Genomic DNA, 23,551 nt, shown 5'->3' on the forward strand with positions numbered 1-23,551 from the left:
TAAACGATAAGAGACAAGTCGACTCGCCCGTGCGGCGCTGGCGATGAGGAGACAAAAATGCGTAAAGGATATCTTGGGGCGATCGCTGCTTCCATAGGATGCATGCTGTTTGCCACGCTGGCGTCGAAGCACGCGTATGCGCTCGAAGGCGGGGTTTCCCCTTATCCGGCCGGCGCGGTAGGCACGAACATCGCGGAAATGCCGCCCATACCCGGACTGTTCGCCCTGGAACAATTCAATTACAGCTTCTCCAATGGGCTTTACGGTAATAACGGCGAAAAATTACCGTTCCGTTTTCACTCGTCGACATTTTCAGCGACCACGCGTTTGCTCGCGCCCTATCCCTTTACGTTACTAGGCGCGAATGTATACACGCAGTTGGTCTTGCCGGTCGTCTCGCTGCACACGAATGTTGCGGGCCAACGCGGTACGCAAAACGGGCTGTCCAATATCACGCTCTCTCCCGTCGTGCTGAGCTGGCACCTTGCACGGAATCTGACATTCACCAGCGGCTTTGACATTGCGTTCGAGAACGGTTCGTACAGCCCGTCGAAAGCGAGCGTGGCAGTGGGCTATACCTCGCTACAACCGGTGATTTCGCTGCGCTACAACGTGCCGAACGGGATTGACCTCGGTGTTTCCAACCGCGTGATGTTCAACCGTGAAAACAGCGAAACGGCTTACCGTTCCGGCACGGCGTACGTCGGCGAATTCGAGGCCGGATGGAACTTCGGCAAATGGAAGATCGGCATGGTTGGCGCGTACCTGAACCAGTTCACGGACGACCGGCAGAACGGCTCGGTGGTCGTCGGCAATCGCGCAAAGTCGCTCGCCCTCGGCCCGTCCATCGTGTACAACGCCGGCCCCTTCAACATCAATCTGAACTATCAGCAGGGCATCTATGCAGCCAATACATCGAAGAGCAACGCGATCTGGCTAAACCTCGCGATCCCGTTGTGGGCAAAGCCACCAATCCCCAATACGGGCCACTAACCTGATCATGAAGGACTGACATGTTTCGCTACTTTCCCACGAACTACGTCTGGAACCTCTCCGTCGATCTCGCGATCGAGATGGGGGCGCGCATTGGCGAAATCGAAGTGATGTGCGCGCCACTGCAGGAGGCCGCGAAGCAGCCCGATGCCGAAGGAACACGTGCATTCAGGCAAGTCTGGTCAAGCATGGCCGATCGCCTGTGCGATCTCGCCACCGAAGACGAAGCACGCGGCAGGTTCCTGTCAGCAGGTGAAAAGTACAAGCGCGCCGCGATCTATCTGATCACCTGCGAGCGGTTACAGGCGCACGACGCACCGGCACGCGTCGACCTATACCGCCGCGCGCTCGATACCTTCTCGATGGGGGTCAAGCTGCTCGGCGAAAACTGCGAGCACGTCACCATTCCGTATGGCGACAGCCACCTTTCAGGCCTGCTGGTCAAAGCCAGGGGCGCGAGCGCGCGCAGCCCCTTGCTCCTGCAAGTGAACGGACTCGACTCCACGAAGGAGATGAAATACCTCGTCGGCTTGCCAGGATGGCTGGCGGCGCGCGGCGTGTCGTCGCTGATCGTCGATCAGCCCGGCACCGGCGAGGCATTGCGTCTCGAAGGTCTGCATGCCGTGTACAACACCGAGATCTGGGCAAGCCGGATCGTGGACTGGCTCGAGACGCGCGAGGACATCGATCACAGACGCATCGGCATGGAAGGCGTTTCTCTCGGTGGCTACTACTGTCCGCGCGCCGTGGCGTTCGAGCCGCGCTTCGCCTGCGGTGTTGTATGGGGCGCGAATCACGACTGGCGCGACGTACAGAAGAAACGCCTGCAACGCGAAGGCAGCTTACCGGTGCCGCACTACTGGAACCATGTGTGCTGGGTGTGGGGCGCGAAAGACATCGACACGTTCATGGAGATCGCACAAGACGTGCATCTGGACGGCGTGCTCGACCGCATCAAGGTGCCGTTTCTCGTAACACACGGCGAGAAGGATTCACAGATCCCGGTTGCGTGGGCGCATCGCACGTACGAACAGCTTGTGAACAGCCCGAAGCGTGAATTGAAAATCTTCACCGATCGGGAGGGCGGCGTCCAACACTCCAGCTTCGACAATTCGATCAACGCCGGACAGTACATCGCCGACTGGGTGGCTGAAACCTTAGGCGGGCATACCGCTGTCTGACTCCCTTCTTTTTATTTTGAGAATAATGATCATGAATATCATCGGCCCCGATTCGCTTGTCTTCGGCGTGGACGACGTGGCGAACTGCAACGCATATCTTCTTCATTATGGCCTGCTGCCTATTCGTGCCGATGAAACGGGCGGCCGGTTTGAAGCGCTCGACGGCACCGCGGTCGAGATCCGGCGAGCGGATGATCCGACATTGCCTCCCGCGCTCGGCACCGGAAGCATGCTGCGCAAGACAACCTACGGCGTGGCGGACGCCGCAACGCTGCAGGCTATCGCGGAAGAGCTGCGACGCGACCGCGAAGTCAAGCAACTCGCGGACGGATCGATTGAATCGGTCGACGACATGGGGTTCGCCCTCGGCTTCCAGATTACAACCAGAAAACCTCTCGCGTTGCCCGCGGAAGCCATCAACGCGCCGGGCGCGCCCGCGCAACGGCCGACCAACGTGGTTGCGGTGAACGACAACGCGGATCTCACGCCTCGCACGCTTTCGCACGTCGTCTATTTCGTGCCCGATGCAGACAAGGCCGAAGCGTTCTATGTGGAACGCCTGGGCTTTCGTTGCTCGGACCGCTTCACCGGGGTTGGGCCATTTCTGCGCCCGGCCGGCACGCTCGATCATCACACGCTGTTCATGATTCAAACGCCTCCGTTCATGAAGGGCTGCGAGCACTTCACTTTCCACATGGGTGGCCCGACCGCCGTCTTGCAAGCCGGCACGCGCTTTGTGGAGAAGGGGTATCAATCATTCTGGGGGCCAGGGCGTCACAGATTCGGGTCGAACTGGTTCTGGTACTTCAATAGCCCGCTGGGTTGTCACGTGGAGTATGACGCGGACATGGACCTTCACGACGATGAATGGACCGCGCGCGCGGCGCCGATGAGCGCCGACGGCTCGCAGTTGTTCCTGTTCCAGCATCACGAAAAATGGGTGCCGGGCGGACCGCCGACAAAGCGCCCCGAGTAAAGGAGACGACGCCATGCCCGTTGCCGCGTTACCGATCCATCTCGTTCGTTTCGATGACCTCGACGACCCCGAGGCGCGCGGTTTCGATCCCGCGGGCGCGGGCCACGACACCGTGCTGGTCGTTCGTCGCGGCGACAAGGTATTTGCGTACCTGGATGCGTGTCCCCATTACGGCAACACGCCGATGGCCTGGCGCAAGGACGCGTATCTGAATAGTGATGGCACCCGTATCGTCTGTTTCGCGCACGGGGCGCAGTTCGATATCGCAACGGGCGAATGCCTGGTGGGCCCCTGCCTTGGACAACGGTTGACCCGGCTTGACACGGCAGTGACGGCGCACGGCGACGTGGGCGTCTTCATGCCGACAGGCGCGGTATCACAGCGCGACGAAAGCACGGCCGAAGGCGAAGGGTAGCGCGAGCAAGGAGGCGCGGCGGCGGGTTGTCCGGTTGGAAACAAGCCCTGCACCGATTCGAAAACAAAAAACACGTGTCCGCATGCATCCGACATGCGCGGACGCAAGAACAAAACAGGAGACACCAACATGGCGACCGTTCGGCATGTGCTCATCATCGGGGGCGGCTTTTCCGGCATGGCCACTGCGATTCAATGCGTAAAACAAGGGCTGAAAGTCGATCTTGTCGAGATAGACCATGCGTGGCGCGCTTATGGCGCGGGCATCAGCATCGGCGGTCCGACGCTACGCGCGCTAAAGACTATCGGTGTCATCGACGCGGTCATTGCGCGTGGTTACTGCGACGACGGCGTTGACCTTTTCACATCGAGCGGCATGCCATTGGGGCAACTGCCAACGCCCCGCGTCGCCGGGCCCGATATCCCTGGCGGCGGCGCGATCATGCGGCCGATATTGGCCGACATCCTCGCCACGGCAACGCGCGCTGTCGGCGTACATGTGCGCCTTGGCTGTACGTTCACGGAGATCGTTCAACACGACGAAGGCGTTGACGTGACGCTCACTGACGGTACGAAGGCCACCTATGACCTGGTGATCGGTGCGGACGGCCTTTATTCTAAAGTCCGGCAAGCCGTGTTCCCGGACGCGCCGCATCCGCGCTATACCGGCCAGGGCATCTGGCGCGCGGTCGTGCCCCGCCCCACCGAGATCACACGCGTGACAATGTGGATGGGGCACAAGGTCAAGGCTGGGGTGAACCCTGTTTCACAAGACGAGATGTATGTGTTCATCACCGAGGATCGTCCAACAAACGCGCGCCTCGATCCCGATCGCATGCCACAGATGCTGCGCGACCTGCTTGCGCCTTTCAGCGCACCGATGGTGCAGTCCGTTCGTGATCAGATCGGCCCGCATTCCACCGTCATTTACCGGCCGCTGGAACGCTTGCTCGTGCCACAACCGTGGTTCGCCGGGCGTGTGGTACTCGTTGGCGATGCGGTGCATGCAACAACGCCTCATATGGCTGCCGGGGCGGGTATCGGCATCGAGGATGGCATCGTGCTCGCCGAGGAACTCGGCCGCGGTGCGACGCTGGCGACGGCCTAGCTTGCGTTCCAGTCACGCCGTTGGGAGCGCTGCCGCATTGTCGTGGAAAACTCCGGTCGCCTTGGCGAAATCGAGATCTGCGACGGCGACAAGGTAGAACATGCCCAGATCATGCGCGAGACGCTGACGAGCTTGACGCAACCAATTTGATAGCGCCCGACTGACACGACGGAGAGCGAACAAATGATACAGAACATCACAACGCACGCTACGCAAACGCCGGCCTTGCAAACCGGCGTTCAACCTGCCCGTCGATACAGCGGGCTCGGCGTGCTGGCGCTGCTCGTCGCGCATTGCGCCGGCATGGTGGATCTGGTCGCGTTGCCGGTGTGGGTCGGCACGCTGATTGGCAATTACCACCTCGATCCGCAGCAAGCCGGCTCGCTGGCCACGCTGTTTCTGGCAGGTGCGGTGGCGAGCAGTGTGCTGCTGTCACCGCGCCTGAACCGCTTGCCGGCGCGCTTGATCGTACCGGCCGGTTTCGCCGTCGCGGCCGTGGCATTCATCACGGCGGTGTCGATCGATCGCTATATATTGTTGGCCGCCGTGCATCTGGTGGCTGGGCTGTCTGTTGGCGCGAGCCTGTGTGTCACGCATGGCACGATCGGGCGCAGCGCGAACCCGCACCGATTGTTCGCCTTCGCCGGTTTGTCGCTGGGATGCTTTGCCATCGTATTCCTCGGCATCACGCCCGGATTAATCGCGGCACATGGCGGCAGAACGCTTTTCGAAGTGTTTGCCTTCGTGATGGTGGTTGCCGCGCTCGTGTCCGCGCTCGGGTTTCCCGCTACCCGCTCACCCGATGCGAATGCAACAAGGAAGGAGTCGCGCCTCGATCGTGCCGTCTGGTTCGGCATGCTCGGCGTTGCCTGCATGGGACTCACGCAAGCCATGGTATTCGCCTTTCTGCAACGCATCGGCATTGATCGCGGCTTCGGCTACGCCGCCGTGGGGGGCGTACTCATCGCTTTGGGTTTCGTCAACCTGCTACCCGCACCGCTCGCGGCCTTACTCGAATCGCGCTTGCCGGGTGTACGCGTGGCGCAGTGCGGCGTACTGGCACAAGCCGTCGTCGCGTTGGTCATCACGCAGAGTAGCGCCTTTGTGCCATACGCGGCCTCGGCTTCCGTCTTCGCGGCGATCATGATCTTCACGCACACCTTCGCGTTCGGCATGCTCGCGCGTCTTGACAGAACGGGCCGCGCGGTTGCGGCCACCCCCGCGATGCTGATGACGGGTTCCGCCATCGGCCCCATTCTTGGCGGCACGCTCGTCAAGCAATTCGGCTATGGCAGTCTTGGCGCCGCGGCAGTGGTAATGGCCACCATCGCAATCCTCGCCTTCTCACCGCTGGCATCCCGAGCACGCATCGCAGGAGCTTCCGAATGAAGCCGAATCGTCGCTTTATCGACCTCTCCATTTATCTCGAAAATGACGTGTTCTCGGACCCGCCGCCGCTCGCGCCGAAGATCACCTACCAGAAGCATGCCGACACGGTCCACGAATTCATGGCGATGCTACCGGGCACGAAAGTCGAAGATTTTCCAGACGGTGAGGCCGCCGCGGCCGAGTGGGTCACGTTGACCACGCATAACGGCACGCACCTCGATGCGCCCTGGCACTTCCATTCAACGATGGATGCCCAACTCGGTGAAGCAAAGCCGTCCATCACCATCGATGAGGTTCCTCTCGAGTGGTGCTTTCAGCGCGGCGTGAAGCTCGACTTCCGAGACTTTCCGGACGGCTATGTCGCAACCGCCGCCGACGTCGAGAAAGAACTGGCAAGAATCGGCCACGAACTCGAACCGCTCGATATCGTCGTGGTGAACACACGCGCCGGATCACGTTACGGACAGCGCGACTACCTGAATGCCGGTTGTGGAATAGGCTACGAAGCAACAATGTATCTACTGGAACGCGGCGTCCGCCTCACCGGCACCGACGCCTGGAGCTGGGACGCGCCTTTTTCATACACCGCGAAGAAGATCGCCGAGACGGGTGATGTCTCTCTCATCTGGGAAGGCCATAAAGCGGGACGCGATATCGGTTATTGTCATCTCGAAAAACTGTACAACCTGGAAGCGTTGCCGCCGCATGGGTTCACGATAAGCTGTTTTCCGCACAAGATCCGCGGCGCGTCGGCCGGCTGGACGCGCGCCGTGGCGATATTCGACGAGGTGACGCCATGAGCTTGCCGCCGATCCACCGCGTTGTCACGGGTCATGACGCACAAGGTCGCGCCGTCATCGCCTCCGAGGGGCCATTGCATAGCGTTTTCAACATCACGGCCATACCCGGCACGGTATTCCATGAAGTCTGGTCGACGACAGGGACGCCCGTTTGCGTTGACAACGGGCCGGACCCAGCCGCCGGACCGCTGATGCTGCCCCCGCCCAAACAGGGCACGCGATTACGCGTTGTCGATATTCCCCCGGATACGCCGGAGTTTCTCGCGCACGGCGCGGCGAAGATGCATGCCGCGTTCAGCCAGACGGGAGATGCGACGGTATCGACGGTTCGGGGAAATTCACCGCATCCGTTGATGCATCGCACGGAGTCGGTCGACTATGGCGTCGTGATCGACGGCGAATTGACGCTGGTTCTAGACGAGGGTGAGGTGGCGCTCAAACCCGGAAGCGTCGTGATCCAGCGTGGCACGAATCACGCATGGGCCAATCGTTCGAACCGGGTGTGCCGGATGTTATTCGTGCTGGTGGATGGAACCTACGATAGCGCGATTGCCGCATCGCTCGATTTGCGGTTGGAGAAGGAAAGAAAATGAAACTTGCCTCGCTACGCCATGAGCGCGATGGTCTGTTGGTGGTCGTGTCACGCGATCTTCGTCATGCCGTGAAGGCAACAGCAATCGCCGAAACGATGCTGGACGCGTTGGAACACTGGTCCGACATCGCCCCGCGATTACAAGCACTGTACGACGCGCTGAATGAGGGTCGCGCCCCCGATGCCCGCCCATTCGATCAGAGCACATGCGCCGCCCCGTTACCTCGCAGCCCCCAGTGGTGTGACGCTTCCGCGTTTCTCAATCATGGTCGTTTGATGGAACGGGCATTCAACACACCGCCCATTCCCGATTTCGATACGGTGCCGGTGATGTACCAAGGCGCGAGCGACGATTTTCTGGGCCCGACCGACGACGTGCCCTTACCCGACGAGCGCGACGGCATCGACTTCGAAGGCGAGTTCGGTGTGATCGTCGGTCCCGTGCCGATGGGCGTATCGACAAATAGCGCGACCGCCCATATTCGCCTGCTGGTACAGATCAACGACTGGAGCCTGCGCGGATTGGGGCCACGAGAGATGAAAACCGGCTTCGGTTTTCTGCAGGCCAAGCCCTCCACGAGTTTCGCGCCCGTCGCGATCACGCCTGATGAGTTAGGCCACGCCTGGCGCGGTGGACGGGTACATCTGCCATTGCACGTGGAATGGAACGGTCGATGGTTTGGACAACCGAACGGCGGCGAAATGAACTTCCATTTTGGTGACCTCATTGCGCACGCGGCACGCACACGCCGGTTGTCCGTCGGAACGATCATCGGTTCGGGGACGGTCTCGAATGTCGATCGCGCGGCGGGGTCCGCTTGCATCGCCGAGCGTCGCGTCATCGAGATCGTCGATGAAGGACTGGCACGGACGGATTTCATGCGCTTCGGTGATCGCGTGAGAATGGTCGCGCGCGACGAGAACGGCGGAACGCCCTTCGGCGTCATCGATCAGCGTGTCGTGCAAGCATCGGTCGCCAACCAGGATCAGGTAAGAGGATGAGAGTATTGATAACCGGCGCCTGTGGTTTCGTCGGCGGCATGCTGGTCCAGCGCCTATTGAAGGAAGGCGTTTCCCGCGCCGGGGATGTGACCCAGCTTTTGCTGGTCGATCAGAACGCCGACATTCTCCCCACGGATAGGCGCCTTACTTTCATCGCAGGCGATTTCGGCATGGCGCATACGCTGGATGCGTTGCTATCGGAGCCTGTCGATATTGTCTTTCATCTGGCAAGCGTACCCGGCGCGCTTGCCGAAGCCGACCGGCCCCTGGGCGATCGCGTCAATCTGCATGCGACGCTATCGCTGTTCGAACGGCTCGCGCAACAGGTACAAACCTACTCGCGCGTGGCGCGCGTGGTCTTCGCGAGCAGCGTGGCCGTCTACGGTGCGCCGATGCCATCTCGAATAGATGAGCACACCAGTCCGGCACCAACGACCAGTTATGGCGTGCATAAGCTGATCGGTGAACAGATTCTGGCGGACTGGACACGTCGCGGTAAGCTCGACGCCCGTTCGCTCCGCTTACCGGGAATCGTGGCACGACCAGGTCTGTCGACGGCGCGCGGCTCGGCCTTCATGAGCGCGATCTTTGATGCCGCACGGCACGGGCGCCCTTATACCTGCCCGGTGTCTCCGTCGGCAACGCCGTGGTGGATGTCACGCGTGTGCTGCATCGATAACCTGCTGCAGGCGGCACGCCTGCCGGCCGCGGGCCTGGCCACTCAACGCGTGTGGACACCTCCCGTGCTCCGCCTGACGGTGCAAGCCGTTGTCGATGCGTTGGCGCGGCAATGCGGTACGGCACCGATAGTCTATGCCCCTGACGAAGCGATCGAGCGGCAATTCGGCCGCCAGCCGCCGATGATCGACCGTCGCGCCGTAGCGGCTGGCTTCCTGGATGATGGCACGATCGATGCGTTGATCACGCGTGCCTTAGCAGACGCTTGAACCACGCCTGCGCATCTGGCGTCACACGACACGCAATCAATAGACCCCGGGCATGCCGGGAGGACGGCTCTTGAAGCGCCGATGAACCCAATAGTACTGTTCGGGAAAGCGCACAATCTGCGTTTCGAGAAACGCATTCATTGTCCGGGCGTCGACCGCTTCGTCGTTCGTTGGATAATTTTGAAGCGGCTCGAAGACCGTCAAGCGGTATCCTCGGTAGTCTGGGAGGACTTCCGTCACAAAGGGCACGACGCGTGCGCCGGCAAGCCGTGCGAGTCGCGATACCGACGTCAGCGTGCAGGCCGGCACGTCGAACAAGGGCGCGAACACCGAACCCGTCGGGCCGTGATCCATGTCGGCCGCCAGCATGATCGGCGTTCCTGTTCGCAGCAGCTTCACCACCTGCTTTGCACTGGTGCTGCGCTCGATCATGGCCGCGCCAAAGCGACCACGCTGGCGTTTCGCCATTGCGCACACACGTGCATTGGACATCCGGGTGTACAACGCAGCCACAGGCTGCCTGGATGAATACAGCATGCACCCTACTTCGATCGCGACAAAATGAAAACCCATGAAAATCGTGGGTTGGGCGTGGGGTGCGTCGAGGTCGATGCGGCTGTCCATCTCAACCAGACGATTGATCTTGCGAGCGCTGCCAAACCACTGGAATCCGCGCTCCAGAAAGCTGCGCACCACGTGCCGGAAATGCGCCAGCGCCAAGGTCTCCCGTTCGGGTTCCGTCTTGAGTGGAAAACACAGACGCAGATTGGTGAGAACAATATCCTTGCGTCGGCTCGGAATGCGATACAGCAGGCCGCCCAATGCGCTTCCGGCACGGGCAACCACCTCATAGGGCAGGACGGCGAGGACACGCAGCAGACCTACCGTCAGCCAATACCCCAGACTTTTCATAGATGCTTCCAGCTAAATGCTTGCTCGCACAATTAACTCCACGGAAGTCGCCGTGGATCGGTTTTTTTTCGGGTGGAAGATCGGACTGGGTGATGACCGCAGTGATAGCGATGCGATCAGAGGTACGGCGCCACGGACCGGGCGAAGGCTACCATGTATATTCTTGAGATTCTAGAGAACACACGTTAGCACGAGCAGGTGTCGCATTAGCACATATTTTCGTGTTACGTATTCGGTCAGAAATACCATTCCGAAATGGAACGTCGCGATGATGCAGACTATTACCTTAGTCCGGCATTAAAAGCGGCTAAAGCTGTCTTATTTCGCCTGGATGCGAAAGCGTGGGCAAGCCGCTGGCATGTTGCCAAAACAGCGATGGGAGAGGGGAAAGCGCCAAGCGTGTTACTCAATCCCTTGAGATGGGCTGCTTCACGGCACGGGCGCGCGTGCGAATCAAGGCACTGATGACGGTCCGCGTACCGTTCGTACGCGACTCAAATACGTAATATAGCGCCGCTGCCCACACCAGCGCGCCAACGATGCCGACACCAAATTTGGCGAATGACGCCATCGACACGGGTGCAAGCACCCACGGCGTGCTGACGAGCGCGCAAAGCAAAATCAGAAAAGGCAAATGCGTGAGGTAGAGCGTGTACGAAATATTCGAAGACCAACGGGCGGCCGTCCCGTAAAGAGAAGGCGTGGTTGGCGTGGTTTGACAGATGATCGTATAGACCAACGCGCTCACCAGCACCGCAATCATCAATTCCGCGACATAAAGCGGTAGATCGAATTTTTTTGCGCAGACGAAGACCATGCAAAACGCAGCGGTGGCAATGATCACGGCACCATTCGCACATCGAGCAGGAATGCGTCGCGGCACGATCGAAAGCGTTGCGCCAAGTAGCCATGTGAGAAACAAGACGGACGCGTGCAGGCCTATCATCCAGATGATCAACGCGGCGCCTGTCCCGTAGGCGACGCGCAGAAGAATATTGCGTTCATATCGGAGAACGAGCATTCCCAGCGGAAATAAGACGTAATACCAGAACTCGTTAGACAAGCTCCAGAGCGTCGCGTTCGTCCCTACGGTTGGTACCAAAATAGTCTGCAGGAAAACGATATTGCCCAGGATGATCGGGACGCTTTGAATCTGGCTGAAGAGGACAGGCAGTACATAGACTTGCCCGACGGGTGCTGTGTAAATGCTGCCGCCATGCGCCAAGAACCGGAAGCCGATGTTATCGATGACTATACCGATGAAGACCGCGGGAATCAGTACGATCAACAACCGAACCAATCGCTTGACGAGATAGTCAAGCCAATTCCACGTACGAGCCTTCATATCTCTCAGCACGCTACCACCGACGAGATAGCCACTCAGGACAAAAAAGACCATGACGGCTTCATCGCCAATCGTCAGTTGCCCCGTTTCGGTATTTCCTGTCATGCTGACAAAAAACAAGCTACGCGCATGCCCGATAACGACGATCAAGGCCGCGGCGCCACGCATCGCGTCGATGTGTACACCGGCCCATGTCGCACGATTTTCGCCAAGCGCGGCATTCAACAATGTTCCCCGTTGCGCTTCATTTTTCACCTCTTCAGGGCATTACGTGAACAGCGTCGGCCAGGGCTCCCAAAATCAGACGCCGGGATATCTTGAAATACTAAATAACCGGCTAGCACGTCTCGACGACGCAGCATATTCGGTCGTATTACGACGTTTCTCAAAAATACGCTTCTGGTAATAAAGGTGCTGGCGGGTTACCCAGGCGTGGATGCGGGCAAAAGCGCGAAACGCTTGTTTTAGGTTACCAAAGGATGAGCGTACTCGCTGACAGGCCAGCTTATGGAGGGTGGTATCAAAAAGATGCGTGTCGAATACGCAGTTTTTGCCGATTCAGGCCTCTACGTAGTAACACCGGTTCTTTATAAGTGGCATTTTATGCTAACTTCAGACATTCCAATGGAACGCAAAAGTGGTAATTTAAAGCCACTACTGTTCCAGGATGGAAACTCTGGGGAGCGGGACGTGCGCGATATAGATTTGAAGACCCTACGGCTGTTTGTTGCTGTATGCGACCACGGCAACATCAAACGAGCAGCCGAAGAGGAGCACATCGAGCCGTCGGCGATTAGCAAACGTATTGCTCATCTTGAGGCGGACCTCGGGGTGCCTTTGTTGGCACGTTCACGTCGCGGCGTCGAACCCACGCCTGCAGGCGTGGCACTTGTGGAGCATGGGCGCAATGTGCTTTTCACGCTGGAAAGGATAGGAAGCGACGTGGCGGTTTTTGGAGACGGCCTGCGTGGACGGGTAAGCGTATGTGCTTCGGTCTCCGCAATCGCGGAGACCCTCCTGGATGACATCGCCTCGTTCATGGGCGAATCCGCCAACAAGAACATCCGCGTGGATATTGAAGAGCGTTTGTCCACCGACTTGGTCCGACAACTGCGGGAGGGAACGGCAAGCGTCGGGGTTTGCTGGGACAACGTCGACCTGCAAGGCCTCGAACATAGGCCGTATCGAAGTGACAAATTAGCGCTTGCTGTACATCCGGCACACCCTTTGGCCAACCAGAAAAAGCTCAGCTTCAGCCAGACCTTGGACTACGAGCATGTCGGCTTGTTACCGTCGACCGCTGTCCACACCATGCTTCGGCGCGCAGCGGCGAGCGCGGGAAAGACATTGTCGTACCGCGTGATTGTTTCGAATTTCGACGCGGCATTCCGTGTGGTTGCCTCTGGACTTGGAATCAGCGTTATCCCTGTTGAAGTCGCGACAACATACCAGTCCGTGTTCAAAGTGAAGATCATTCCCCTCACCGACACATGGACGAAGCGCAACTTTGTCGTGTGCTTCAAGCAGTTCAACTTTCTACAAGCTCCGGCGAAAGCGTTGGTCGAGCACTTAACAAGGCGTGCTGAAAAAGCATAGGCGAGCCGGCTATATCAATGAACGCCTTTGACCGGCCCAGTGAAAACGCAAAGCCATGCATTTCCGTAAAAGTGCCTGACTAGAGCGGAACCGCGGACAATACGGTGGCGCGACACTCTCCAAGTCCGATGCGACGATACCCGTCGCGCCGGCATTGCGCTCGAAAAATCACCGTGTCACCATCCTCAAGCCATGCGCGCTGCTCTCCGTTACCCAGGACAACCGGGCGGCTGCCGTTCATGGTAAGTTCCAGGAGTGAGCCAGCCTGGGACGTCGCTTTTCCGGAAAGCGTGCCCGATCCCAAGAGATCGCCAGTGGACAGATTGCAGCCGTTAATCGTGTGATGCGACACAAGTTGGGCGACGGTCCAGTACGCATCGGTGGCGTTCGACCGCGTGAGAAGCTCAGCAGGCTGACCCGACTTGGCCATCACCGATGTCTGAATCCAGACTTCCAGTTCAATATCGATCGCTCCCATCTTTTGTTCTTTTCTGAATCGAGGTAAGGAAGCGGTTGCGGATCATCTGAAGGACGCACTTGCGGCGCCCGAAACGGCGCGAGGGCATCGAGCGAGACAATCCAGGGCGATATCGTACTCGCGAAACTTTTTGAGAGAAAAGGCCCCAATGGCTGGTATTCCCACGCCTGAATATCGCGCGCGCTCCAATCATTGAAAAGCGCGACACCGAAAATATGCTCTTCAGCCATTTCCATCGAAATGCGCGTACCGACCTCATTGCCAAGCGAAATGAAAAACCCCAGTTCGAGTTCGTAATCAAGCTTCTTCGTCGGACCAATCTCGGGAATTGTGCTCCCCATCGTGATCGATTGCCCAACAGGTCGATGGAATGAATGACCACTCGCTGAAATCGATGACGCGCGACCGTGATACGCAATCGGCACCCACTTGTAATTCGGCATTAAGGGACTATCCGGCCGAAACATCTTTCCAACTGTCGTAGCGTGATGAATGCTGGTATAAAAATCGGTGTAGTCGCGGATTTCACACGGCAAGCCAACCTCGACTTCGGCCTGAGGCACCAACGCCGCTTTCAGCTCAGCCGCTCGCGGACCGCCATAAGCGAGGTCGCGAGACAGTTCCTGTCGCAACGCGGTGCGCGCATGCGAAGGCAGGCTCATCACCCGCTTCATATCGGCATCCGGAGCCTTGTATGCAAGATCGAGAATCTGGTCTCCGATGGCCACGCCAACGCGCCATGGCGCGGTCGACGTGCTTCTAAAGCGACCAAAAGGTAAATTCTGTATCGGAAAGTCCGTATCCGGGCTGTTTGCACTTTCTACCCAACTTTTCAACTCGGGGTCGTGGGTAAAATCGATCGCCACCGTAGTCATGACCGGTCCGCCTCAAAATATTTGTTTAGTCCTTGCCAGCACTGGAAATAATCCCGCTGTAATTGCGCACTCTCCATGGCGTACCTGGTTGGATGCCATACGAGACGGCTCTCGAACATGAAGGCCATGGTGTCCGTGATGATGTCTGGTTTGGAGAGGTCGGCGCGGCTGGCCCTCTCGAATGTACCTGCGTCCGGCCCGTGACCGGTCATGCTGTTATGCAGGCTCGCCCCTCCGGGCGCGAAACCACCGGTTTTTCCGTCATAGGCCCCATGAACAAGGCCCATGAACTCACTGGCGACGTTACGGTGGAACCACGGTGGCCGAAAGGTGTCTTGCATTGCGAGTACGCGGGGCGGAAATATCACGAAGTCAATGTTGCTGACGCCGGGCGTATCCGACGCGCTATGCAAAACCAAGAAAATGGATGGGTCAGGATGATCGAAGCTGATCGAACCAATCGCATTGAATCGCCGAAGATCGTATTTATATGGCGCGTAGTTGCCGTGCCACGCGGCGACATCAAGCGGTGAATGCTTCATTTGCGCGCACCACATGCCCCCCATGAACTTTGCGATAAGTTGATGAGGTGTATCCTTGTCCTCGAAAGCAGCAACCGGCGTGAGAAAATCTCGCGGATTCGCCAGACCATTTGATCCAATCGGGCCCAGATCCGGCAAACGCAAATTGGCACCGTAATTTTCACAAATATAGCCACGCACCGGGCCTTCAGGAAGCTCGAGCCGGAAACGTACCCCCCGCGGTATCACGACGATTTCCTGCGGGGTCGCCTCGATGATTCCAAACTCCGTAACGAAGCGATGCACCCCCTCTTGCGGCACCACGAGCATCTCGCCATCAGCGTTATAAAACACACGATCCCACATCGACTGATTGGCGGCGTAAAGATGCACCGCCGCACCACTCTGTGACCGCGGGCTCCCGTGTCCAGCCATGGTCACAATCCCATCGATAAAGTCGGTTTCGGTTGCGGGCGCAGGAAGTGCATTCCATCGAAGCTGATTCGGCGAAACCGGAACCTCGTCAAACGAACTGATGATGCGAGGCGCGGCGATTTTCTCGAACGGCTCATGCATGGCAGACGGGCGAATCCGGTAAAGCCAGGATCGCCGATTCTCTGCGCGAGGCGCCGTGAATGCCGTACCCGAAAGTTGCTCGGCATACAGTCCATATGGGCATCGCTGCGGCGAGTTACGCCCGACCGGTAACGCGCCTGCCAACGCTTCGGACGAGAAGGTGTTTCCAAACCCAGATAGATATTCGGTCATGCGAATCTCCACACGCACATCATTTATTCAGCTCTTCGAGACTTAACCCATTCGTCTTTGGACCAAACACGCCAATCGCCATGACCACCGTAAGCATGCAGGCGGTAATTCCAGTAAATACGCCCGGCACACCAAAATCTCTTAAAAGAAACGCGATAATAAATCCAGACATCATCGCGCCAAGGCGGCTCGCAGAGTAGGCGATGCCGTTCGCCCTGCAACGCACGGCGGTAGGAAACAGTTCCGACTGGTAGGCGTGGTAACACACTGAGATGGTTTGTCCCGCGAGACTAATCAGGATACCGAGAATGATGAGAACAGAGGCGGATTTTACTTGTCCGAACAGGATACCGAACACGATGACCGCCAGTGCCCCACCAACGATCAGATACTTACGCTGGATCTTGTCAGCGTATAGCATGGCAAGTAACGGCCCAATTGGCATCGCAAAGGCGATGACGAACGAGTAAAGCAGACTCTTTGTCACCGTGATTCCCTGACCGATGAGAAGTGTCGGAACCCAATTCGCAAATCCGTAGTATCCGGTGGCCTGACAAAAGTTGAAGACGATGAGCATGGTTAAACGCGAGCGATAAGGCGGCTGCCAAAGTTCGGCAATCGATGCGCGGCGCTGAACAGGCAGATCGATAATCGGCAAAGGCGCCGGCAGTGGTTTGCCCGATCGACGTTCAACAATGGCTTCGATCTTTCGGAGCACGGCCTCGCCTTTCGCCACATCGCCATGCATTGCAAGCCATCGGGGGCTTTCGGGAAGCGCAAGGCGAACGAGCCAGACGATTACCGCACCTGCAGCCCCTGCGAGCACGACCACACGCCAGCCATCGACGCCGAATACTGTCGTCGGCACAAGCCAGTAAGAAAGAATCGCTGCGACGGGAGCGGCGGCAAACATGACGAGTTGGTTGAAGGCCATTGCACGCCCACGCATATGCCGCGGGACCAGTTCGGTAACGTAGCTATCGATTGTGATGATTTCGACACCTACGCCAATTCCAGTGATAAAACGCCAGAGAATCACGCCTTCAGGTGTTGTCTGAAAGGCCATGATCACCGACCCTATCGAATACCAAAGCAAGGAGATCGTGAAAATCGGGCGACGACCGTAACGATCCGGTATCCAGCCGAATCCAAATGTGCCAACAAAGAGGCCCGCGAAAGTTGCAGCGATGAACCCGGCGATACCACTAAGGCCAAAGAAGGCGTGGGTCGTTGTTTGCAGCAACCCGCTTTTCGCCATTCCCGGGGCAATATAGGCCGTGAAAATAAGGTCGTAGACCTCAAAGAAGCCACCTAGCGAGATCAAGAAAACAAGTACGCAGAGATGCCGTGTGATTGGCAATCGATCCATTCGGGCTGAGATCTCAGCGCCGGGTGTAGGCCCGACATTGACATGCGTCGGAGCAAGCGGGTGCGAATCCGCCGTAACGGTAGGCTGCATATGTTTGTCTCCTGAACACAGCTACGGAATGACGGGTTTTATGAGTGTTTTTTTCCGTCGGTCGTAATGGCGGGCCAATCGTGATTCCGGCGCCCCTGCTTTCGCTTATTTCTGTCCGACAACACCTCGTCGAATCTGGTCCCGTTCGATTGACTGAAACAGCGCCTTGAAGTTGCCCTCGCCGAACCCGTCGTCCCCCTTGCGCTGAATAAATTCAAAGAAAACGGGACCAAGTAGTGTGTCGGAAAAGATCTGCAGCAAAAGGCGCGGCTGTTCGCCCTCGGTACTGCCGTCAAGCAAAATGCCGCGCGTCTGCAACTCCGAGACGGGCTGGCCATGCCCCGGCAACCGCTCTTCGAGCATCTCGTAGTAGGTGTCGCTCGGCGCGTTCATCAGAGGAACGCCCGCCAGCGCAAGCTTGTCGATGGTCGTGAGCAGGTCGTCGGAGAGCAAGGCAACGTGTTGGATGCCTTCACCATTGAACTTCATCAGAAATTCTTCTATCTGCCCCGAGCCCTTTGACGACTCCTCGTTCAGTGGAATCCGAATTTTCCCATCGGGCGCAGTCATCGCCTTGGAGGTCAACCCGGTGTATTCGCCGGATATGTCGAAATAGCGAATTTCACGGAAATTGAAAAGCTTCTCGTAAAAGCCTGCCCAGAATGCCATGCGGCCGCGGTAAACGTTGTGCGTAAGATGGTCGACCAACTTGAGGCCATAGCCAACCGGTCGGCGATCTACGCCGTCGAGAAACGTGAAGTCGATGTCATATATTGACTCGCCATCCTTGAAGCGGTCGATGAGATAGAGTGGCGCCCCGCCGATGCCCTTGATCGCCGGCAAACGGAGCTCCATTGGCCCGGTAGGCATGTCGAGTGGCTGTGCGCCAAGAGCAAGTGCACGCGCGTAAGCAGCATGCGCATCCTTGACGCGGAATGCCAGTCCGCACGCGGAGGGGCCGTGTTCCGCCGCGAAGTAAGCCGCCGGACTTTTCGGGTCGCGATTGACGACAAAGTTGATGTCGCCCTGACGATACAATACGACGTCCTTCGAGCGATGCTGTGCAACCAACGTAAAGCCCAGCTTCTCGAATATTGGCTCCAGCGTATTCGGTGTGGGCGACGCAAATTCAACGAACTCGAATCCCGTCAAGCCCATTGGATTTTCAAACAGATCTGCCATTTACATGCTCCTAAATAAAGCGGCAGGATTCAGCCCGCCTGATTCGGTTCACATCAATCAAGTGCTTTTTCAGCGATTAATCCTATGCATTACTAATAAGATAGGCAATTTTCTCATCAGTGAGTTCGCGCACGACTTCCACCATCACTTGTGGGACAGCCCGAGTCGGGTGGGTCGATTGCGACTTCTCGCCGCAAATGCGGGAGAGGCTCATACACTCAATTTCTTCGTGAGGCGAGAGAGCACTTCCTGCGTATGCTCTCCGACACGCGCCAAGGCCTGTCGTACGCCAGGTCGTCGCCCCCCCATCGTCAATGGCAGCAGCACGACCTCAGTCATGCTGCCATCTTCGGCTTCCATCGGAACGAGGCCTCCGCTTGCTTTCAGATGTGGGTCGTCAAGCAATTGCTCGGGCCGCACGATCGGTGCATAGGGAATACCCGCCGCCTCGAGTCTCGGAGATAGGTCTTCGCTACGATGGTGCTTGAGGATGTTTCCCAACCGCTCGAGAAGTTGCGGCCGAACCGCCACGCGCAACGCGTTCGTGGTGAAGTCGGGTTGGAGTGGAAGATCCGGACATTCGAGAATATCGCACAAGGTGATGAACTGCTTGTCGCTCACGGCGCCGATAAAAATCTGCTCACCATTGGCGAGCGTGAAGACATCGTAGACGCTCCAGGCTGATACGCGCGATGGCATTGGCGGCGGCGCCTCTCTCGTCATCGCGTATTGCTGCATATGCTGTCCGGATAGGAACACGCAATTTTCAAAGAGCGCGCTCTGTATCTCCTGCCCGCGATGTGTGCTATCGCGCTCACGCAGTGCCGCAAGCACACCGATTGCCCCGAACATCCCGCCCATGATGTCGTTCACGGAGGTGCCTGCGCGCAATGGCCGTCCAACAGGTCCTGTCATATACGAAAGCCCTCCCATCATCTGCACGACCTCGTCGAGCGCGAGGCGCTTTTCATAGGGGCCAGGCAGAAAACCCTTGTGCGACACATAAATCAGGCCGGGATAACGTTTTGAGAGCGTTTCGTAGTCGAGCCCGAGTTTCAGCATCAGTCCCGGACGAAAATTCTCGAGCATCACGTCGCACGTGCCAATGAGTTCTACCGCCGACGCGTGCCCCTCCGGCGTGTTGATGTCAAGTACGACGCTTTTCTTGTTTCGGTTGAATGAGCGGAAAAAGCCAATACCAAGGCCGGGCAGCTTGCGGGTCTTATCGCCACCGGGCGGCTCGATCTTGATGACTTCTGCGCCGAGGTCGGCGAGGATCATGCCGCACGTCGGTCCCATGACCATGTGTGTAAATTCAATGACGCGGACGCCATCAAGGGGAAGTTTCGTGTTGGTGCTCATCATGACCTCAAGCGTGAAGCGCAGCCGCTGCGGCATAAGTTTTCGGCAAGCCGGCACGCCATAACGTGCCGTGAAGCAACTCCCCTTCGAGCCACGTGGCGACTTTTTCGCGTAGTTTCAAAAACGCCGGGATATCGATCCCCGTTTCGATATCCATGTCGGCGAGCATGAAGGCAAGGTCTTCGCTGGACGCGTTCCCGCTGGCACCCGGCGCGTGCGGGCAACCACCGATGCCGGCAAGCGTTGCATCGAATCTCCCCACGCCCGTCTCGAGTGCGGCATAGACATTAGCCAGAGCAAGGCCCCGCGTGTCGTGAAAGTGGCCGCACCAGAATCGCTCCCCCGCAAGATCGCGCGCCTTTTCAAACAAATCGCGCACGGCACCGGGACCGGCATAGCCCACCGTATCGGCGATGCTTACGCGGTCCGCGCCCGCATCGAGCACGCCCTGCATGCAGCGCAGAACCTCCGCCCGATCGACGTGGCCCTGAATCGTGCAACCGAACGCGGTGCCAATGCCACCTTCAATCAAGGTTTTCGAGCCCGAGGCATCGCGCGCCGCACGGATCCGCCCCACTTCCGCAATGACTTCGTCGGGGGTTTTGCGGAGATTGGCAAGACTGTGTTCGCGGCTTGCCGACAATGGTATAAGCATCAGATCGGCCTGGGTTTCAAGCGCGCGTTCAGCACCTTTGAGATTGGGCACGAGGACCGAGACGAACAGACCGGGCAGTGTCCGCGCGTAGGCAACGAGTTGATCCGTATCAGCAAGTTGTGGAAGAAGACGCGCGGGAACGAAAGACCCGACTTCGATCTCTCGCTGTCCGGCGGCGTAAGCGTCACGAATCCATTCAATTTTGCGTTCGGTGGGCAGCACGCGCTGGATGCTCTGCAGGCCATCGCGCAGCCCGACCTCGCGAATCACGACGTTCCTCGGGAACGAGGGCATATATCCGTCTCCGTTTATCCTTGGCCGATCGCAAGTTAGCCAGCGTTGCACTCACTTTAGCGATTCCCACGAAAACTTAAAGCGGTATGTTGGAAGCTTTATGCTTCCCGTGCGGAATGTCAGCCATATGACAACATGGCAAGCAACTGGACCGCACGTGTGTCTTCGGAAAACGCCTCCGACGACCGCGGTACGAACCCATCATCGGAGATCTTAAAATGTTGTTGACCCGTCCCCCAGGGACACCTTTAACCTGACGAGGATCGGTACACAACCAAAAGGTGACTTCATGGCGGTAATTCCATTAGGTCTGAATGCGTCAGAGGCTGCTAGAAGACTCGGGGTATCAACCAAGGCACTGCGCCTTTACGAGGAGCAACATCTCGTGCGCCCCGGTCGAACCGCGGCGGGATATCGCTTGTATGGTCCCGAGCACATGGCGAGGGCGGGCGAGATTGTCGCACTTCGCGCACTTGGCTTGAGTCTCGCTCAAGTTGCTGGGGTGCTCGACGGCGACGCACAAACGTTGGAAAAGGCGCTGGAAAGCCACGCGGTCGCATTAAGCGACGAAATTCAGGACCATGTTCGTAAGCTCGACAAAGTCCGAAGCATAAGATCCTGCTTGATCAGAGGACAAATGCCAGCGCGCGGTGAATTAGCGCATCTGCTGGGCGAGCCTGAGATAAGTGTGGCATTCGATCTGCCTTGGCCTTGGGGAGGCGAGCACTTCGAACTTTGCAACATCAGCCCGCTCAATTATATTATCGGCTCACTTGGCAGCGGAAAAACGCGATTGGCCATGCGCCTTGCCGAAACATTGCCCGACGCCGCGTTTCTGGGTTTGGACCGGCTCGACAACAGTGTTGCATCAATCGCCGCGCTGCTGGATGCCAGCCCCGCGCTCAAGGCTCGCGTTGATCGAACCATGACGTGGTTAACGGGGGAAGGAGCAAAAGCATCTCACGCATTAACCGCTTTGCTTGCCAAGCTGGAAACTGACGCCGCATCATTCCTGATCGTCGACATGATCGAACAGGACCTCGACGAAAATACGCAGCGGGCATTCATCACACACCTTCGCTATCGTGCGAAATCAGGACGGCAGACGCTGTTCCTGCTAACCCGCTCCACGGGAATTCTGGATCTTGCCTCGGTCGGCCCCGATGAAACGATTATTCTATGCCCGGCAAATCATAGTCCGCCGATGCGGGTAGCGGCCTACCCTGGTGCGCCAGGATATGAGGCAGTCGCTACCTGTCTAGCCTCACCGGATGTACGGATTCGGGTCACGCGTCCGCCGGTGTCAGAAAATGCAATGCCCCGTTTATAACGCCAAAGATACCTTGCTTCCTATCCGTCGCACCGATCATTCGCACCCGCGTCAATGGCCAACAATCGCCGCGTCCGCGTAGGCATCCGTCAACTGCGTCATGACCTCCGTGGTGTGGGCAAAGCTGAGATACACCCGGCCGAACGCGAAGGGCATTGTCAATACATGGCGATCACGTAAGGCAAAGTGGAGTTGTCGGGTCCAGTCGTTGTTCGCGAACGTCGCGGCCTGGGCATAGTCTACCGGCGCTTGCGGCGCCGGCCAAAGCGTGAAAACGGTGCCATAACCGCTGGTGGCAATAGTCTGGCCCGCCTCGGCAAATCGTGCGGTGATGGCTGCACGCACGGCATCACCGCGCGCCAGCAAAGTTGTATAGTCCTGCTCACGCAATAAGCGCATGGTTGCAAGCACGGCGGCGCACACGGGCGGATTGCCGCTATACGTTCCGGCGCGTATTACCGCGCCGCTTTCCAGATGCTGCATGACGGACGGTTGCCCTACCAGGGCCGCAACAGGGACACCGCTACCAATCGCCTTTCCCACCGTCGCCATATCCGCCTCGATGCCGAACAGGTGACCAGCCAGCCCGGCATGCAGCCGGAAGCCCATCAACACTTCGTCCAGGATCACTAGCGCCCCATGCCGATGCGCGCAATCCGCGACATATTTCAGATAGCCAGGGGCGGGCTCGATGCACCCGGCGTTGGCGAGTACGGGCTCGATCAGCACCGCCGCCAAGTCGGCATTTTCCGCGAATAGACGATCGACATCGGCAAAATCATTATAGCGAAGCAGTGCCATGCCGTCGCGGACAGGACGCTCATCGCTTGCCATGACCGCATCCGCCGAGCCGGCATTCCCGAAAGCCACCTGGTCGTACCACCCGTCGTACCCCGCGGCGAATTTCGCGATGCCGGTTTTGCCCGTCGCAGCGCGCGCCGTACGGCACGCCAGATGTACCGCCTCGCTACCGGTATTGACAAAGATGACCTTGCTCAAAGGCCCCGTACATGCGGCCAGTGCCGCCGCCGCGTCCTCTTCCAAGGCATGTGCGAACGCGGGCATCATCATGCGTTGCTGGGTACGGGCGACCGCTTCCACGACTTCCGGCACGTTATGGCCCAACATCGTCGCGCCGAATCCCACGGCGGTGTCAATGTACCGATCCCCGCTGTCGGTCCACAGATACGGACCCGCGGCGCGGTCGATCAACATCGACTGATTACCGAATTGGGGCAATGCCCGTCCCGCGCTGGAAATACCACCAACCAGATGCCGCATTAAAAACCTCCCATCCGAAGCCATACGCACCATCAATATGCGATGCGCTTTTCGATTTAGCGTGGAGCCCCGTTCGCGATGAAGCCAGCCG

Annotated in this window: 19 protein-coding genes and 2 pseudogenes; 12 read left to right on the top strand and 9 right to left on the bottom strand. The window is 58.3% G+C overall.

Annotation, left to right across the window (positions count from 1 at the left end):
- The first annotated feature begins 57 nt into the window (after nucleotides 1–57).
- The 10 genes and pseudogenes from WM40_RS04595 to WM40_RS04640 all read left to right on the top strand — a co-directional run bounded on the left by WM40_RS04595 (nucleotide 58) and on the right by WM40_RS04640 (nucleotide 9,402).
- Entirely contained in the window at nucleotides 58–993 is a 936-nt protein-coding gene (locus WM40_RS04595; RefSeq protein ID WP_082102429.1) for a SphA family protein, read from the top strand.
- 20 nt (nucleotides 994–1,013) lie between these two features.
- Nucleotides 1,014–2,174, top strand: a complete 1,161-nt coding sequence (locus tag WM40_RS04600) for an alpha/beta hydrolase family protein (protein WP_024903550.1) — start codon at nucleotides 1,014–1,016, stop codon at nucleotides 2,172–2,174.
- 31 nt (nucleotides 2,175–2,205) lie between these two features.
- Nucleotides 2,206–3,150, top strand: a complete 945-nt coding sequence (locus WM40_RS04605; RefSeq protein WP_024903551.1) for a VOC family protein — start codon at nucleotides 2,206–2,208, stop codon at nucleotides 3,148–3,150.
- A 13-nt stretch (nucleotides 3,151–3,163) separates the two neighbouring features.
- Nucleotides 3,164–3,565, top strand: coding sequence for a Rieske (2Fe-2S) protein (locus tag WM40_RS04610; RefSeq protein ID WP_024903552.1), 402 nt, complete (start codon nucleotides 3,164–3,166; stop codon nucleotides 3,563–3,565).
- Between the two features lie 129 nt (nucleotides 3,566–3,694).
- Nucleotides 3,695–4,822 (top strand): annotated as a pseudogene (locus WM40_RS04615) (FAD-dependent oxidoreductase).
- Between the two features lie 33 nt (nucleotides 4,823–4,855).
- Nucleotides 4,856–6,061, top strand: a complete 1,206-nt coding sequence (locus tag WM40_RS04620; protein ID WP_082102430.1) for an MFS transporter — start codon at nucleotides 4,856–4,858, stop codon at nucleotides 6,059–6,061.
- On the top strand, nucleotides 6,058–6,861 hold the full coding sequence (locus WM40_RS04625; RefSeq protein ID WP_046152269.1) for a cyclase family protein: 804 nt from the start codon (nucleotides 6,058–6,060) through the stop codon (nucleotides 6,859–6,861). The genes WM40_RS04620 and WM40_RS04625 overlap by 4 nt, the downstream gene beginning before the upstream one ends.
- Complete coding sequence (locus tag WM40_RS04630; protein ID WP_046152270.1) at nucleotides 6,858–7,454, top strand: cupin domain-containing protein; 597 nt, start codon at nucleotides 6,858–6,860, stop codon at nucleotides 7,452–7,454. The genes WM40_RS04625 and WM40_RS04630 overlap by 4 nt, the downstream gene beginning before the upstream one ends.
- The gene (locus tag WM40_RS04635) at nucleotides 7,451–8,455 is read left to right on the top strand and encodes a fumarylacetoacetate hydrolase family protein (protein ID WP_024903557.1); all 1,005 of its coding nucleotides are present in this window, start codon (nucleotides 7,451–7,453) and stop codon (nucleotides 8,453–8,455) included. Before WM40_RS04630 ends, WM40_RS04635 begins: the two co-directional genes overlap by 4 nt.
- Nucleotides 8,452–9,402: an NAD-dependent epimerase/dehydratase family protein gene (locus WM40_RS04640; RefSeq protein ID WP_046152271.1), complete on the top strand. Its 951-nt coding sequence runs from the start codon at nucleotides 8,452–8,454 to the stop codon at nucleotides 9,400–9,402. The genes WM40_RS04635 and WM40_RS04640 overlap by 4 nt, the downstream gene beginning before the upstream one ends.
- 36 nt (nucleotides 9,403–9,438) lie before the next feature.
- Here the strand turns inward: WM40_RS04640 and WM40_RS04645 are convergent, their stop codons facing one another.
- Both WM40_RS04645 and WM40_RS27675 read right to left on the bottom strand, forming a co-directional pair.
- The gene (locus WM40_RS04645) at nucleotides 9,439–10,314 is read right to left on the bottom strand and encodes a lipid A biosynthesis lauroyl acyltransferase (RefSeq protein ID WP_024903559.1); all 876 of its coding nucleotides are present in this window, start codon (nucleotides 10,312–10,314) and stop codon (nucleotides 9,439–9,441) included.
- A gap of 406 nt (nucleotides 10,315–10,720) precedes the next feature.
- The gene (locus tag WM40_RS27675) at nucleotides 10,721–11,914 is read right to left on the bottom strand and encodes an acyltransferase family protein (RefSeq protein ID WP_024903560.1); all 1,194 of its coding nucleotides are present in this window, start codon (nucleotides 11,912–11,914) and stop codon (nucleotides 10,721–10,723) included.
- A 435-nt stretch (nucleotides 11,915–12,349) separates the two neighbouring features.
- Between WM40_RS27675 and WM40_RS04655 the strand changes: the two genes are divergently transcribed.
- A complete protein-coding gene (locus WM40_RS04655; protein ID WP_024903561.1) occupies nucleotides 12,350–13,255 on the top strand; it encodes a LysR family transcriptional regulator in 906 nt (301 codons plus the stop codon).
- 79 nt (nucleotides 13,256–13,334) lie between these two features.
- On the opposite strand, the pseudogene fahA reads toward WM40_RS04655, so the two are convergent.
- The 6 genes and pseudogenes from fahA to WM40_RS04685 form a co-directional block, all read right to left on the bottom strand.
- A pseudogene (fahA, locus tag WM40_RS04660) lies at nucleotides 13,335–14,608 on the bottom strand (fumarylacetoacetase).
- Nucleotides 14,605–15,897, bottom strand: coding sequence for a homogentisate 1,2-dioxygenase (gene hmgA / locus WM40_RS04665; RefSeq protein WP_024903563.1), 1,293 nt, complete (start codon nucleotides 15,895–15,897; stop codon nucleotides 14,605–14,607). Before hmgA ends, fahA begins: the two are co-directional and overlap by 4 nt.
- A 19-nt stretch (nucleotides 15,898–15,916) precedes the next feature.
- On the bottom strand, nucleotides 15,917–17,356 hold the full coding sequence (locus WM40_RS04670; RefSeq protein ID WP_046152272.1) for an MFS transporter: 1,440 nt from the start codon (nucleotides 17,354–17,356) through the stop codon (nucleotides 15,917–15,919).
- 105 nt (nucleotides 17,357–17,461) lie between these two features.
- Nucleotides 17,462–18,538, bottom strand: a complete 1,077-nt coding sequence (gene hppD / locus WM40_RS04675; protein ID WP_024903565.1) for a 4-hydroxyphenylpyruvate dioxygenase — start codon at nucleotides 18,536–18,538, stop codon at nucleotides 17,462–17,464.
- A gap of 210 nt (nucleotides 18,539–18,748) precedes the next feature.
- Nucleotides 18,749–19,900 (bottom strand): CaiB/BaiF CoA transferase family protein, encoded by a 1,152-nt coding sequence (locus WM40_RS04680; RefSeq protein WP_046152327.1) that lies wholly within the window; start codon nucleotides 19,898–19,900, stop codon nucleotides 18,749–18,751.
- Nucleotides 19,901–19,907: 7 nt separating this feature from the next.
- Entirely contained in the window at nucleotides 19,908–20,849 is a 942-nt protein-coding gene (locus WM40_RS04685; protein ID WP_024903567.1) for a hydroxymethylglutaryl-CoA lyase, read from the bottom strand.
- 289 nt (nucleotides 20,850–21,138) lie between these two features.
- On the opposite strand from WM40_RS04685, the gene WM40_RS04690 reads away from it, so the two are divergent.
- The gene (locus WM40_RS04690) at nucleotides 21,139–22,179 is read left to right on the top strand and encodes a MerR family transcriptional regulator (RefSeq protein ID WP_046152273.1); all 1,041 of its coding nucleotides are present in this window, start codon (nucleotides 21,139–21,141) and stop codon (nucleotides 22,177–22,179) included.
- 51 nt (nucleotides 22,180–22,230) lie between these two features.
- Here WM40_RS04690 and WM40_RS04695 read toward each other — a convergent pair whose 3' ends face one another.
- Nucleotides 22,231–23,460, bottom strand: coding sequence for an aminotransferase class III-fold pyridoxal phosphate-dependent enzyme (locus WM40_RS04695; RefSeq protein ID WP_024903569.1), 1,230 nt, complete (start codon nucleotides 23,458–23,460; stop codon nucleotides 22,231–22,233).
- Between the last annotated feature and the right edge of the window lie 91 nt (nucleotides 23,461–23,551).

It is taken from the genome of Robbsia andropogonis (assembly GCF_000970345.1).
Classification (GTDB): Bacteria; Pseudomonadota; Gammaproteobacteria; order Burkholderiales; family Burkholderiaceae; genus Robbsia; species Robbsia andropogonis.

Excerpts from the sequence above, each read along its gene's own strand:
- WM40_RS04605 (WP_024903551.1), top strand. The coding sequence starts at position 2,206 with ATGAATATCATCGGCCCCGATTCGCTTGTCTTCGGCGTGGACGACGTG.
- WM40_RS04680 (WP_046152327.1), bottom strand. The coding sequence starts at position 19,900 with ATGAGCACCAACACGAAACTTCCCCTTGATGGCGTCCGCGTCATTGAA.
- WM40_RS04690 (WP_046152273.1), top strand. The coding sequence starts at position 21,139 with ATGGCGGTAATTCCATTAGGTCTGAATGCGTCAGAGGCTGCTAGAAGA.
- WM40_RS04620 (WP_082102430.1), top strand. The coding sequence starts at position 4,856 with ATGATACAGAACATCACAACGCACGCTACGCAAACGCCGGCCTTGCAA.
- WM40_RS04595 (WP_082102429.1), top strand. The coding sequence starts at position 58 with ATGCGTAAAGGATATCTTGGGGCGATCGCTGCTTCCATAGGATGCATG.
- WM40_RS04600 (WP_024903550.1), top strand. The coding sequence starts at position 1,014 with ATGTTTCGCTACTTTCCCACGAACTACGTCTGGAACCTCTCCGTCGAT.
- WM40_RS04635 (WP_024903557.1), top strand. The coding sequence starts at position 7,451 with ATGAAACTTGCCTCGCTACGCCATGAGCGCGATGGTCTGTTGGTGGTC.
- WM40_RS04630 (WP_046152270.1), top strand. The coding sequence starts at position 6,858 with ATGAGCTTGCCGCCGATCCACCGCGTTGTCACGGGTCATGACGCACAA.
- hmgA (WP_024903563.1), bottom strand. The coding sequence starts at position 15,897 with ATGACCGAATATCTATCTGGGTTTGGAAACACCTTCTCGTCCGAAGCG.
- hppD (WP_024903565.1), bottom strand. The coding sequence starts at position 18,538 with ATGGCAGATCTGTTTGAAAATCCAATGGGCTTGACGGGATTCGAGTTC.
- WM40_RS04645 (WP_024903559.1), bottom strand. The coding sequence starts at position 10,314 with ATGAAAAGTCTGGGGTATTGGCTGACGGTAGGTCTGCTGCGTGTCCTC.
- WM40_RS04695 (WP_024903569.1), bottom strand. The coding sequence starts at position 23,460 with ATGCGGCATCTGGTTGGTGGTATTTCCAGCGCGGGACGGGCATTGCCC.
- WM40_RS04670 (WP_046152272.1), bottom strand. The coding sequence starts at position 17,356 with ATGCAGCCTACCGTTACGGCGGATTCGCACCCGCTTGCTCCGACGCAT.
- WM40_RS04625 (WP_046152269.1), top strand. The coding sequence starts at position 6,058 with ATGAAGCCGAATCGTCGCTTTATCGACCTCTCCATTTATCTCGAAAAT.
- WM40_RS04685 (WP_024903567.1), bottom strand. The coding sequence starts at position 20,849 with ATGCCCTCGTTCCCGAGGAACGTCGTGATTCGCGAGGTCGGGCTGCGC.
- WM40_RS04640 (WP_046152271.1), top strand. The coding sequence starts at position 8,452 with ATGAGAGTATTGATAACCGGCGCCTGTGGTTTCGTCGGCGGCATGCTG.
- WM40_RS04610 (WP_024903552.1), top strand. The coding sequence starts at position 3,164 with ATGCCCGTTGCCGCGTTACCGATCCATCTCGTTCGTTTCGATGACCTC.